Annotated in this window: 14 protein-coding genes; 8 read left to right on the top strand and 6 right to left on the bottom strand. The window is 65.2% G+C overall.

The features are described 5' to 3' along the window. Nucleotides 1–57 precede the first annotated feature (57 nt). Nucleotides 58–627 (top strand): hypothetical protein, encoded by a 570-nt coding sequence (locus tag NO366_RS15835; protein ID WP_256531754.1) that lies wholly within the window; start codon nucleotides 58–60, stop codon nucleotides 625–627. A gap of 58 nt (nucleotides 628–685) precedes the next feature. Here NO366_RS15835 and NO366_RS15830 read toward each other — a convergent pair whose 3' ends face one another. Continuing rightward, on the bottom strand, nucleotides 686–1,453 hold the full coding sequence (locus NO366_RS15830) for an HFX_2341 family transcriptional regulator domain-containing protein (RefSeq protein WP_256531753.1): 768 nt from the start codon (nucleotides 1,451–1,453) through the stop codon (nucleotides 686–688). 141 nt (nucleotides 1,454–1,594) lie between these two features. Here NO366_RS15830 and NO366_RS15825 point away from each other — a divergent pair, with 141 nt between their 5' ends. Further along, on the top strand, nucleotides 1,595–1,765 hold the full coding sequence (locus tag NO366_RS15825) for a DUF7837 family putative zinc-binding protein (protein WP_256531752.1): 171 nt from the start codon (nucleotides 1,595–1,597) through the stop codon (nucleotides 1,763–1,765). Nucleotides 1,766–1,777: 12 nt separating this feature from the next. On the opposite strand, the gene NO366_RS15820 is transcribed toward NO366_RS15825, so the two are convergent. After that, nucleotides 1,778–2,359 (bottom strand): FAD-dependent oxidoreductase, encoded by a 582-nt coding sequence (locus tag NO366_RS15820; protein WP_256531751.1) that lies wholly within the window; start codon nucleotides 2,357–2,359, stop codon nucleotides 1,778–1,780. 205 nt (nucleotides 2,360–2,564) lie between these two features. Between NO366_RS15820 and NO366_RS15815 the strand changes: the two genes are divergently transcribed. Further along, on the top strand, nucleotides 2,565–2,912 hold the full coding sequence (locus NO366_RS15815; protein ID WP_256531750.1) for a winged helix-turn-helix transcriptional regulator: 348 nt from the start codon (nucleotides 2,565–2,567) through the stop codon (nucleotides 2,910–2,912). Nucleotides 2,913–2,962: 50 nt separating this feature from the next. On the opposite strand, the gene NO366_RS15810 is transcribed toward NO366_RS15815, so the two are convergent. Beyond that, entirely contained in the window at nucleotides 2,963–3,355 is a 393-nt protein-coding gene (locus tag NO366_RS15810) for a hypothetical protein (RefSeq protein WP_256531749.1), read from the bottom strand. A 388-nt stretch (nucleotides 3,356–3,743) separates the two neighbouring features. Here NO366_RS15810 and NO366_RS15805 point away from each other — a divergent pair, with 388 nt between their 5' ends. The 4 genes from NO366_RS15805 to NO366_RS15790 all read left to right on the top strand — a co-directional run bounded on the left by NO366_RS15805 (nucleotide 3,744) and on the right by NO366_RS15790 (nucleotide 8,585). Continuing rightward, nucleotides 3,744–4,118: a hypothetical protein gene (locus NO366_RS15805; protein ID WP_256531748.1), complete on the top strand. Its 375-nt coding sequence runs from the start codon at nucleotides 3,744–3,746 to the stop codon at nucleotides 4,116–4,118. Beyond that, on the top strand, nucleotides 4,115–4,270 hold the full coding sequence (locus tag NO366_RS15800; RefSeq protein ID WP_256531747.1) for a hypothetical protein: 156 nt from the start codon (nucleotides 4,115–4,117) through the stop codon (nucleotides 4,268–4,270). The genes NO366_RS15805 and NO366_RS15800 overlap by 4 nt, the downstream gene beginning before the upstream one ends. 93 nt (nucleotides 4,271–4,363) lie before the next feature. Continuing rightward, nucleotides 4,364–7,534: an FAD-binding and (Fe-S)-binding domain-containing protein gene (locus NO366_RS15795; RefSeq protein WP_256531746.1), complete on the top strand. Its 3,171-nt coding sequence runs from the start codon at nucleotides 4,364–4,366 to the stop codon at nucleotides 7,532–7,534. Nucleotides 7,535–7,616: 82 nt separating this feature from the next. After that, the gene (locus NO366_RS15790; RefSeq protein WP_256531745.1) at nucleotides 7,617–8,585 is read left to right on the top strand and encodes a nucleotidyltransferase family protein; all 969 of its coding nucleotides are present in this window, start codon (nucleotides 7,617–7,619) and stop codon (nucleotides 8,583–8,585) included. 178 nt (nucleotides 8,586–8,763) lie between these two features. Here NO366_RS15790 and NO366_RS15785 read toward each other — a convergent pair whose 3' ends face one another. Together NO366_RS15785 and NO366_RS15780 are read right to left on the bottom strand one after the other, a co-directional pair. Next, nucleotides 8,764–9,483: a diphthine--ammonia ligase gene (locus NO366_RS15785; RefSeq protein WP_256531744.1), complete on the bottom strand. Its 720-nt coding sequence runs from the start codon at nucleotides 9,481–9,483 to the stop codon at nucleotides 8,764–8,766. A 50-nt stretch (nucleotides 9,484–9,533) separates the two neighbouring features. Continuing rightward, nucleotides 9,534–10,691, bottom strand: coding sequence for a DUF373 family protein (locus NO366_RS15780; protein ID WP_256531743.1), 1,158 nt, complete (start codon nucleotides 10,689–10,691; stop codon nucleotides 9,534–9,536). A gap of 316 nt (nucleotides 10,692–11,007) precedes the next feature. Between NO366_RS15780 and NO366_RS15775 the strand changes: the two genes are divergently transcribed. After that, entirely contained in the window at nucleotides 11,008–11,319 is a 312-nt protein-coding gene (locus NO366_RS15775; protein ID WP_256531742.1) for a HalOD1 output domain-containing protein, read from the top strand. 236 nt (nucleotides 11,320–11,555) lie between these two features. On the opposite strand, the gene NO366_RS15770 is transcribed toward NO366_RS15775, so the two are convergent. Continuing rightward, entirely contained in the window at nucleotides 11,556–12,437 is an 882-nt protein-coding gene (locus tag NO366_RS15770) for a coiled-coil protein (protein ID WP_256534038.1), read from the bottom strand. Nucleotides 12,438–12,518: the final 81 nt, after the last annotated feature.

Genomic DNA, 12,518 nt, shown 5'->3' with positions numbered 1-12,518 from the left:
GAAAGTAACGATACTATATTGGTAGTATATAAAATCCCGCTATTCGTCGGTACGAGTATGTCACAGAGTGGGCTATCCACGGGCAGTGACGGCGAAGCGATCCACCGAATCGCGTCGACGCTCGACGCGACGAACGTGGTCGACGTGGCGTGTGCGGTCCGTACGTGCTGCGGGTCGATGGTGCGAAGACGGTACGGCGAGGAAGCGGCCGCGACCGCCGCAGTGATCGTGGCGAGTCGCCGATCGACGCGGGCACCGATCGATCCGTGTTCGGCCAGTGAGCGCCTCGATCTCGAACCGAAAGCCGTGGTTCGTGCGATCGTGCGCTACGAGACCAAACTCTCGGCGCCCGCGTCACCCGACGAGCGTCGTCGGCTTCGCCAGACTATCGTGGCGATCGACGAACTCCTCGCCGCGCTGGACGCGGGGCGGTCGAACCCGCCGCGGCTCGCCGGACCCGGATTCGAGGCGGTCGATCCGCGGATCCGGGCGCTCGCCTCGCGCCCCCTCACGGACGTCGACGCCGACGCGCTTCGACGGGACCGAACACGGTTCGAGTCGGATCTCGCGCTCGCGCGCCTGGGTGTGGAGTTGTTCGTCCGCCTCCGCGAGGAGTGTTCCGAGTAACGCTGTCACTCGTTCGTTCCGGAGCTGCGTCGTCGAACGCAGCCGCGTCACCAGCGGGTCAGGCCTCGTCGACTTTGTGGTGGAACGCCCGGTAGGCGTTCTCGCCCCGTTCGGTCAGTTCGACCAGTCGTCGTCGGCCGACCCGCTCGACGGTGACGTAGCCGTCCTCGACCAGGGGGCCGACGACGTGTGTGTCGAGTACCCTGAACGCGCCCTTATCGGTCGATGGGTTTCGGTCTGCGATGAACGAGAGTCCTTCGTCCCTGGCGAACTCGATCAGGTCGCTCTTCTTCGGTCGCGTCGTTTCGAACCGCTCGTCGACGGCGGCCGGATCGGCCAGGAACGCCATGATCGCGATCTGGTCCGGCGTCGGTGAGTCGATCGGATACGTCGGGATCGGCGTCGTCGACTCCATGCCCGACGTGATCGGGTGATCGTGGCCGTCGTGGGTGTAGGATTCGGGCGTGACGTAGTAGGCCGTGGCGTCGGTCGAGACGTCCATGCAGGCGATCGTCGCGCCGATCGCCGGAATCGTTCCCGCGCCCGAGACGTTGACGTAGACGTCGTCGCCGTCGTGACTGGCCGCAATCGTCGTGACGTCGCCGAGCACGCTGTAGACGTCCGAAAAATCCGTCTCCACGACGGTCAGCTCCTGGACGCCCTCGTCGAGTTCCGCACGCAGGTCGTCGACGTACGGCGGAACGGCGTCTGGGTCGTCGTGGACGAGCAAGTAGACGACGTCGGCCCGCTGCTCCTCGATCGGACACCGGACTCGATCGTACTCGGCGCTGACGGGAGCGATGTGAACGCGCTGCGTGACGTCCATAGTCTCTCCCCGATCGGTTTCGTGTTAACTCTGCTGGATTTCGGTCGGAGGGGCGGATCCGGTGGGCGACCGTCCCGTCACTTTCACTTTCGGTCCGGTACGATCGGGTACTTGCCTCCGGTCACCCTCGCTTCACCCGTAATGATCGAACGTGACGGCGCGGAACGCACCGCGGAGCGATCCATCGGCGACTGCCCGCGTTGTGGGTCGTCACTACCGCGTGCAGCCGTACTGATCGAGTACGAGGTCGGCACGTGCGAGACGGCGTACGCGGCCTGTCCGACGTGTGACGACGTGGTCACGCCGCGGTGACCGATCGACCGCTCACTCCTCGACGAGCGAACCGAAGAGCTCGTCGGCGTCTGCGGGTGTGTCGAAGTCGTGGAAGTGGTCGCCCCGCTCGGCGGAGAGGATGTTCAGCGCGGCCGCCGCGCCGTCGCCGGCGGAGATGACTGCCTGCCACTCCTCGGCGCGGACCATCGCCCCGGTCGCGTAGAGGCCGTCGACGGAGGTCTCCATGGTGACGTCGACGTCGACGACGTCCCCGTCGAACGCGCAGCCTGCGTCCTCGGCGAGGTCGCGGTTCGCGCCCGTCGCGAGCACCACGTAGTTGGCGGACTCCTCACCCGATTCCGTGGTGATCGTGAACCCGTCGCCGGCCCGTTCGACCGACTCGACGTGTTCGTCGCGACGGAGATCGACGTCCAGGTGCTCGGCCTGGTTGCGCATCGTCTCCGTCAGCGCCGACCCGTCGACGGAGCCGATGCCGGGGTAGTTGAACAGGTGCGCCTTGTGCATCCAGGTGCCGTCAGTATCGGACACCGCGGTCTCGAGGCCGTTCTTCGCGGTAAAGATCGCGGCCGACAGCCCGGCTGGCCCGCCGCCGACGACGTGTACTGTGGACATACCAGGACTGTCTTCGGTCTCGCGACAAAAACGTGTTGTGGATGGAATCGTCCCGTGCCGCGACTGCGACGGTCGATTCGACCGTTTCGACGGTTCGTTCGCGCCGTCAGTCGAGTCGGTGTGACCGATACCGGTATCACGACGAAAGCAGGTTCGTATCCGAACCCATATATCGCTGTGGAGATAATCCTGGACTACGCGACCCATGTCCCAGCAGGTTCACCAATCCGAGACGAGCGTCGAAGGCGCGAACGAGGCGGCCTGTCCGACGGTCGAGGCGATCGACCAGATCGGCTCGAAGTGGCGCCTGGTCGTGCTCTACGACCTCCGCGAGGCGGACGAGAAACGATTCAACGAGATCAAGCGCTCGACGAAGGCCAACTCGCGGACGCTCTCGCGCGTCCTCGACGACCTCGCCGACGCGGGGCTCGTGACCAGACGCGTCGAGGACCAGCCCATCGCGAGCTACTATAGCCTCACCTCGAAGGGCGAGGCCCTCTGTCCGGTCCTCTCCAGTCTGGAGGACTGGGCGAGCCAGTGGATCGACCAGTGATCGGTCGAGGTTTCGGATCACCGCGGACCCGAAGGCGATGCCCACCCCTCTCACCGGGTTTCGTCACCCGAGACCCGGAATACGCATCGGAGCGTCTCGCCTTCCAAAATGGCGATGACGTGATCCCCCTCCGATAGCGGCGGGAGTTCGTCCCGGCGTTCGACCAGCTCGTCGACGACTCGCCCGTCCGCTTCGAGCAGAATGACGACGAACGTCTCGTCGACGATGCGATCGACTACGCCCGGGTAGACGTCGAACCGGTCGCTCGACGCGTCGTCCCGCGGTGGCTCCTGGCGCGCTTCTGTGTTGGTCCGTTCGTCGAACTCGTTCCGTTGGGGAAAACTCGTCGCTGCGCGGGTGCGTGTGACGCCGAACAGGCCACCAGTCAGAGCCACGGCGGTCAGACAGACGGCGCGACGCGAGGGCGATCGTGATTTCGGCATGGACCTCCTGGCCGCCCCTTCTCGTATAAACGGTCGGACCGGACTGTTGTGGTCTGGGGGTCGGTTGGGCGCGTGCGTTGCGGTGGCGGTTCCGCTCCAACCGGGAGGGTGCTGGCAGGTATCGACCCCGAATATGTGAAATACTTCGGCCGATTCGGGACGGGTTCTACGCCGAGCTGTGGAGAACAGTTCGATCCGATTTACCGAATTTCCGTCGCCACGTTCGAATCTAAACTTCGAACAATATCCATTAGATATATTATACTCGAACCCGTTTTCTCCTGCGGAAGCCACTGGCTCCGGTCTTCCGGAGTCGGCAGAAATGCCCCGGGTGCTGAGACACCCGAGACGTGGCTTCCGAAACCCTATGGGAGGGTTTTCATCAGCCATGACACGCTATACACCAGACCACCATAAACCTCGCGCACAGCCCGCCTACTCCGGGGATTCGAAGAGCAGCGCGTTTCTCCCGCCGAGTACCTCGCGCCAGAGAACGCAGAGTCTCGACACACTCCCGTTGCCGCGTACCCACTCGGCCACCACTGGCTCGTCCGAGGACCCGCTCCGCGTCGACGTCGAACGGCCGATCGACCCGAATCGCATCGGCATCGTCTCGCGTGAGCAGTATCCGCCCTGCCCGCACTGCGAGGAACCGGTGATCACGATCCGGACGCTGGGACCGCACCTGCACGCGGCCGGTCCGTGTGGCTGTCCGCTGGAAGCCGACACCGTCGCGGCGATGCTCTGCGGAGCGAACCGATGACCGACCTTCCTGACCCTGACGAGTGTCCGTTCCCGGCGTGTCCCCGCTGTGGGATGCCGGTCGTCCGCATCACGTCGTCGGGACCGCACACCCACTCGGCGAGTCCCTGTGGCTGCGGACTGACGCTCGCGGACGTCCAGGACCTGCGGTGATCGGCTAATTCCCACCGATCGGCCAGATGCGGACCGCGCCGATGCCCTGCCGGCGTCCGGGTCGTTAAGTGGTCCGGCGGCCAGTCACCGGGTATGGCGACCGAGCGCGGGCCGGCGGCCGACCGGCGTGCGACTTACGACTACCGGAGCGAGCGCGTCGAGCGACCGGACCTCGCCGCGGCGCTCGCCGAGCGGATCGACGGTGAGGTACGACTGGACAACTACTCGCGGACGCTGTACGCCACCGACGCGAGCGCCTACGAGGTGACGCCGATCGGCGTCGTCTTCCCGCGCTCGACCGACGACGTCGCGGCCGTGATGGGGTACTGCGCCGACGAGGAGATCCCAGTCCTCCCGCGCGGCGGCGGCACGAGTCTGGCCGGCCAGACGGTCAACCGGGCCGTCGTCCTCGACTTCACGCGCTACATGGACGATATCGTCGCCGTCGACCCCGACGCCGCCACGGCGACGGTCCAGCCGGGGACGATCCTGGGGACGCTGAACGAGACCGTCGAGTCACACGGACTCACGTTCGCACCGGATCCGGCGTGGGGCGACAAGAGCGCGATCGGCGGGGCGATCGGCAACAACTCGACCGGGGCACACTCACTGCTGTACGGAAAGACCGACGCGTACGTCGAATCGTGTGAGGTCGTCCTCGCCGACGGGACGGTGACCGAGTTCGGCGCGGTCACGGTCGACGAACTCGAACGGCGCGGCGACCTCGACGGCTCGCTGGAGGAACGGATCTTCGCCACCGTCGCCCGGATACTCGACGAGGAGGGCGACGCGATCGAGGCGGCGTATCCCGATCTGAAGCGAAACGTCTCCGGCTACAACCTGGATCGGCTGGTGGCGGAAGCCCGCGGCGCCGACCTTCCCGGCGGTGAGTCGACGGGCGAACCGGGGACCGTCAACCTCGCGCGCCTGCTGGCCGGGAGCGAGGGGACCCTCGCCATCGTCACCGAGGCGACCGTCTCGCTCGAACCGCTCCCTGAGACCAAGGCCGTCGCCATGCTGTGCTATCGCAATCTTCACGACGCGATGGCCGACGTCTCGCGGATTCTTTACCACGATCCCGCTGCGGTCGAGGTGCTGGACGACGTCCTCATCGATCTCGCCCGTGAGACGCCGGAGTTCGGACCCGTCGCCGATCGGCTCCCGGACGGAACGAACGCGACGTTGCTCGTCGAGTTCTACGCCGAGTCGGACGAGGCGGGAGAACGGGCCGTCGCGGACCTCCTCGAAGATCGGTGCCCGCGCGTCGACCCGATCGGCAGAGTCTCTGACGAGGATGCTCCCGCCGACGGGGTTGTGGCGCCCACGGACGAGTCACCCCGCGCGTTCGACGCCCTCGAGGCGCACGAACCGGACGAGCGGGCGACGCTGTGGAACCTTCGCAAGTCGGGCCTCCCGATATTGCTCTCGCGGACGACCGACGCGAAGCACGCCTCGTTCATCGAGGACACGGCGGTCCCGCCCGACCGCCTGCCCGAGTTCGTCGAGGGATTCGAGGATATCCTCGACGCCCACGACACGAACGCGTCGTTCTACGCGCACGCGGGGCCCGGCGTCCTCCACGTCAGACCGCTCGTGAACACGAAGACGGAGGCGGGGCTCGATCGGTTCCACGGCATCGGCGACGACGTAACCCGACTGGTCGTCGAGCTTGGCGGTTCGGTCTCGGGCGAACACGGCGACGGTCGGGCCAGGTCGCAGTGGAATCGCCGACTCTACGGCGACCGCGTCTGGGACACGTTCCGCGAGCTGAAGGAGGCGTTCGACCCCGACTGGTTGCTCAACCCGGGTACCGTCGTTGGCGACGACGAGGCGGCAGGTTCCGCGGGAGGCGACGCCTCACCGGCGGCCACCGAGGTCGTCCCGACGCGGTCGACCCGTTCGCGGACAGCTGACATGCGCGAGCACCTCCGGTTCGATCCCGACTACGAGTTCGAGGCGGGCTTCGAACCGACGCTCACGTGGGACACCGACAACGGCTTCCAGGGAATGGTCGAACTCTGTCACGGCTGTGGTGGCTGTCGGGGCGAGCAGTCGACCACCGGGGGCGTGATGTGTCCGACCTATCGGGCGAGCCGGGAGGAGATCACCAGCACGCGCGGTCGGGCGAACGCGCTCAGACGGGCGATGACTGGCGATCTAGACGCGGACGAACCGTTCTCGGACGAGTTCGTCGAGGAGGTGCTCGACCTCTGCATCGGCTGCAAGGGCTGTGCTGTCGACTGTCCGAGCGGGGTCGACATGGCCAAGCTCAAAGCCGAGGTGACCAACGAGTACCGCGAACGAAACGGCGCGTCGCTTCGCGACCGTCTCTTCGCGAACGTCCACACGCTCTCGGCGTGGGGGAGTCGACTGGCGCCGCTCTCGAACTGGGCCCCGTCCGTTCCCGGCGCCCGCTGGGTCCTCGAACGGACGCTCGGCATCGACGCCGGACGTGACCTCCCGACGTTCACTCGTCAGACGTTTACCGACTGGTTCGAGACTCGCCCGACCACCAGGTCTGAGGCGACCCCGGTCTCAGACCGCCGGGCGCTCGTCGTCCCCGACACGTACACGAATTACACCAACCCGGACGCGGGGAGAGCCGCGGTGACCGTGCTGGAGGCGGCCGGCGTCGAGGTCGCGCTCGCACCGGTCTCCGGCGACACCGGCCGACCGGCGTTCTCGAAGGGATTCCTCGACCTCGCCCGCTCGCGCGCGTCTGACGCCGTCGACTCCCTCCACCCGTTCGTCACTGACGGCTGGGACGTCGTCGTGATCGAACCGTCTGACGCCGTCATGGTGCAGTCTGACTACCTCGACTTGCTCCCCGGCGAGCGGACCGAACGCGTGGCTGAGGCGACGTTCGGCGTCTGTGAGTACCTGGATCGGTTCGACCTCGTCGACGAGCTCCCGGCCGATCCATCGTCGCATCCCCCGCTCACCTATCACGGTCACTGTCACCAGAAGGCGACGAAGACCGCGTCACACGGGAGTACCGTCCTTGATCGGGCCGGATTCGACGTCGACCGACTCGACTCCGGGTGTTGTGGGATGGCGGGCAGTTTCGGATACGAGGCTGAACACGCCTCGATGAGCGACGCCATCGGCGCCATTCTGCTCGACCAGGTGGCCGACAGCGACGGCGAGCGCGTCGTTGCCCCCGGCGCATCGTGTCGGACGCAACTCTCGTCGCTCTCGACGGGTGCCGAGGCGCCGCCGACTCCGATCGAAGTGCTGGCCGAGTCGCTCGACACTGCACGATAGGGTCGTCTCGCCGTCCCGAGCCAGTCCACGGTCACGGCGCCCAAGAGTAACTGTCTTATCGCCTCACACTGAATCGGGTGCCATGAAGGCCGTCGTCCTTGCGGGTGGCTACGCGACACGACTGTGGCCGATCACGAAGAATCGCCCCAAGATGTTCCTGCCGATCGGGGAGACGACCGTCGTCGACCGTATCTTCGACGATCTGGAGGCCGACGATCGCATCGACACGGTGTACGTCAGCACGAACGAGCGGTTCGCCCCCGAGTTCGAGGCCCATCTCGCAGATGCGGACTACGAGAAACCGCAGCTTTCCGTCGAGGAGACGACCGAAGAGGACGAGAAGTTCGGCGTGATGGGAGCGCTGGCCCAGCTGATCGAACGCGAAGCCGTCGACGACGAACTCCTCGTGATCGCCGGCGACAACCTGCTCTCGTTCGACGTTCCCGACTTCCTCGATTACTACGAGTCGCGCGAGGCTCCGACGATCGCCGCCTACGACGTGGGGTCGATCGAACGGGCGAGCGAGTACGGGCTGGTCGAGCTGGACGACGATCGAGTCGTCGACTTCCAGGAGAAGCCCGACGAACCGAACAGCACGCTCGTCTCAATCGCCTGCTATGCGTTCCCGGCCGAGGCGGTCGACCTGATCGCCACCTACCTCGCGGACGGAAACAACCCGGACGAACCCGGCTGGTTCATCCAGTGGCTCCAGGAACGCCGTCCGACCTACGCGTACACGTTCGAGGACGCCTGGTTCGACATCGGAACACCCGAGAGTTACCTCGACGCCGTCGCCTGGCACTTGGACGGCGATTCGCTGGTCTCCGAAGCGGCGACGCTCGAAGACGCGACGATCGGGGAGAACGTCCACGTCATGGCCGACGCCGAGATCGTCGGCACGCACCTGGAACGATCCGTGGTCTTCCCAAACGTCACCCTCCAGAACGCCGACATCCGCGGCTCGATCATCGACGAGGACACCCTGCTAGAGGACGTAAACCTCGCGACGGCACTCATCGGCGCGCACACGCATATCTCGAACGATCGGTAACGTCGACTCGCGACTGACACGATCGGTACCGTCGACTCGCGACTGACACGATCGGTACCGTCGACATACGACTCACACTGCGACCGATCGCCATCGGCGCGCCACGCCGCCTGCAGCCCACACCGCCACCTGCAGCCCACACCTCCGCCTGCAGCCCACACCGCCGCTGCCTGTCCGCTCACTCGAGCGACGCGTCCGTCACCGTTATCGACCCGCGCGTTCCGTCCCACGCGGTCTCGTACGCGACGTCGATTCGCCGATCCATGTGGGGTCCGTCGACGACGATCGTCTCGAACTCGCCACCTTCCCCGAGCGGATGGACGCCGTGGCTATCCGCCAGCGCGTCGAGTTCGTCGAGCGCGTCAGCGTCGAGCGTTCGTCCGAGCCACGACTCGTCTAACCCACCTGCGGCGACCTGGACGATCGTGATTTCGAAACCCGCCTCGAGCATCTCGTCTCCGAGCGATCGAGGATCGGCGTGCCACAGCGGCGCGAAGAGGTCGCAGTCGAACTCGTCACAGAGGCGTTCGACGCGATCTCGCTGGAACTCGCTTTCTACGGCACCGACGACGAGGCCGCCGAGTCCGTCGTCCGCCTCGGACGCGAGTGACCGGAGCGCGCGGGCGAGCGGTTCGACTTCACGGTCGCCCTGGCGTCCCGAGTCAGTGGCCGAGTCGGTCTCGAAGTCGTCGGGGTGGACGTCGACCGACGGAACCCCGATGCTCTCGGCGGCGAGCGTCGCGAGCTCCGTCGCCGGGACGTGATACATGTACGAGTCACCGGCCGGGTGGATCGTCAGGAGGGCATCTACGTCGATACCCCGTTCTCCAGCCAGGTAGAGTGCGTACGACGAGTCCTTTCCGCCCGAGAACAGGGAGATCCAGTAGCCGTCGCTCATACGGCCAGGTCGGGCGGCGAGAATATATGGGTGGCGTCTCCCGGCGTCGCTCAGTCCGAGTCCGTCCGGTCTGCGAACTCCGAGTCGTCGATGGTGCCCGTGGCGAGGCGGGACGTCAGCCTGACGCCGACGATGCTGAGCGCGAACGCGACGAGGACGTACACGGCGAGTCGCTGACTGGCGGGGAGCTGGAACGACGCGATGGTGGTAGCGCCGATCGAGACGGCCGGGATATCGACCGGTTCGATGACTCCTTGCTGTTCTAGGAAGTACGCAGAGAAGCCACGAACCACGAGACCGACCGCGACGACGACGAAGGGCAGGTTGAGGTACGAACGGCGGAGCGGTTCGTCCCGGATCGTCTCGTCCAGGAGTCGGCCGGCGCTGGCGACCAGGGCCGCCATCGCCACCCACGGAACGGCGTCGTTGACGAATTGCATGATCGGGAGCAAGATACCGGAGGCGTCGTCTAAGCCGGAGACGCCGAGCCCGCCGACGAAGACGCCGATCAGCGTCAGCCCTGCTGCCACCACGTACGTGACCACCGACACCTGTCCGGAGTAGATCGACTCGCGGGCCTTGATCGCGAGCGCCGTGAGTATCTCGTCGACGTTGAACCCCTTGTAGAGCAGAAAGACGCCGATGACGGTCGTGATGGCGGCGGCTCCCTGCGCGAGCGTGGTAAGTGAGGCGAGTATCGGAAAGACGAGGAGTGTGAGACCCACGGGAACCAGGATCGTCTGGCGTAACTCCTCGTCGCCGAGAAACTGTTTCAGCAGGTAATACGTCGACTCGATGTCTCGCGCCTGCCTGACCACGACGCGGTCGACGGAATCGACGCGAAGCCGGCTCTCGACGATCGGGATGAGTTGCTCGTCGTCCGTACTGTCGAGGACGACGACGGCCGATTCCAGGTCGTATTCGGCGACCAGCTGGTCCAGCTGTCTGGCCACAGCTCTGTCTGCGCTCACCATCGACTCCCGCTCGCCCGAGACGACCGCGACCACGACGTCTTCGTTGTCGTCGCGTAACGCCTGAGCCACGCGAAGCGTTTCTAGCAGCGAGTTCACGCCGGAGTCTTCGGGGTCTGCGAGTCCGACGTCGGTCACGAGAGCCCGAACGGCCTCCCAGCCAACGATGGGCGTCGAGAGACCGGTCTTGCGACCGACGTCGTCGTTTCGATCCAGACAGACGACCAGCGAGGTCACGACGTATGAGCATCCTCGCTCCCGCGTAAAATCCTTTGTCCTCTCGCGGATCGGCGTTCGCGACTCGACATCGCTCTCGAACGTGCCAGTCGATCACCCGCTGCCATCGTCGCGATGTGGTGCGGTGGCGGCGTACCGACGGACACACCGAGTGACGTAAGACAGTGTCCGCGCGTAACCCGCACCCACTGCGGTGACGTATTCGTTTTGTACGACAGGATTGTGAAATTTGTCTGACGGGGTTTTATCTCCTCCGTTGGCATACCACGGAACTCCCTGTCACCGCGGCCACCCACAGCGGACGGGGGAGACTCTCATGAACGCAATCGACGACCCACCCATCACGACCGGTGTCGAACCGACGACCACCACGACCAGCAAGCACGACTGGGAGCACGACGAGTCGATCACCGTTTCGATCGTCGACGCCGTCGCCAGCCTCGCCGACATCGAACCAGAACACGTAACCCGGTTGTACGAGCGTCTGGACCCCGACGCCCTGGAGTCGCTGTTTTCACCGACGAACCGCTCGGGCGATCGCAACTGCGGCCATTTGTGGATTCCTCTCGATGAGTACGGGGTCACCGTCTATGCCGACGGAACCATCGTCGTCCAGGCCCTGGAGTGAATCCGATCACCCGGTGCCCGGTGTTCGATCGGGCCGATGCCTCGACGACCGACGGGTGAGCCCGACGGAACGACCGACACACTGGTGCTGGCCTCGCCGTTCGAACGGCGTTCGCGAGCCGAGTCAGTCGTGGCCCTCGATTCGTACCGCCTGCCGGGTTCGAAGAGCGGACCGCTCGACACGGCGTCGTGTGGAGAATAGAGCCCTCCGACGTCGGTACAGTCCGATCGGCGGACTTACAGGAGACCCGTCTTCTGGAGCTTCATCAGGTCCTCGGTCTCCAGCGTCTCGCCTTCCTTGAACTTCTGATAGATCTCCTCGGCTTCCTCCTTTGCTTCCTCTTTCTTCTTGTCGCGAGCGGACTTGCGCTCCTGTTCTTCCTCTTTGTCCATCTCGCGCAGGCGCTTCTGGACGCGGACGAAGTCCTCGTGGTGGCGGTCGGCTGCCTCCTGTGCCTCGACGAAGGAGTCGTGCATGTCGTCGGCGTCGTCGCGGATGTCGTCGGCCTCACGGTAGGCCTCGATCATCTGGTTGTGGTGCTCCTGGGCCTTGTCGGCCAGTTCGGTCACCTTCTGGTGATGTTTCGAGGCCTCGGAGCGGACTTCTTCCGCCTCTGCGCGGAGGTCTTCGAGTTCGTCGCTACCGTCTAACTTGTCCTTTCGCTCCGCGTACTCCTCGCGCTTGGCTTCGATCTTCTCGATGAGTTCGCGCTCTTCGTCCGTCGAGAGCACTTCCGTCTGCTGTTTGAACTCGAGGTCTTCGATCTCGGATTCGAGTTCCTCGAGATCCTTGCCCTCGTCGAGTTCGAGGTCGGACTTGAGGCGGTCGACCTTGTCGAAGAGATCGTTGGCATCCGCGTTGAGCTCGTTGCGTTGTTCTTTGTGCTCCTGGACCTTCTCGTTGAGCTCGTCGCGTTTCTCGCGGTGCTCCTGGGCCTCGTCGACCTTCTCGCGCGTCTTCGCGTTGAGATCGTCGCGCTTCGACGCGCGTTCGGAAGCCATCTGGTTCAGCTCGTTTCGCCGATCGCGCAGTTGACCGGCCCGCTTGATGAGCTGTCCCTTCGATTTGTTTTCGAGATCGTCCTCTGTCAGTTCGATGTTTTTCGATTCGTCTACCATGTGTTCAAGCCTCTGTGCCATACCCGCACCGGTGAGAGCAATCGCTCTGAAACGGCGTGACCTCGGTCAGTAAGATTTCCT

The sequence above is a fragment of the Halovivax cerinus genome (genome assembly GCF_024498195.1).
Lineage (GTDB): Archaea > Halobacteriota > Halobacteria > Halobacteriales > Natrialbaceae > Halovivax > Halovivax cerinus.
The sequence above is the reverse complement of the archived record's forward strand: the minus strand, read 5'-3'. Positions and strand labels throughout refer to the sequence as shown.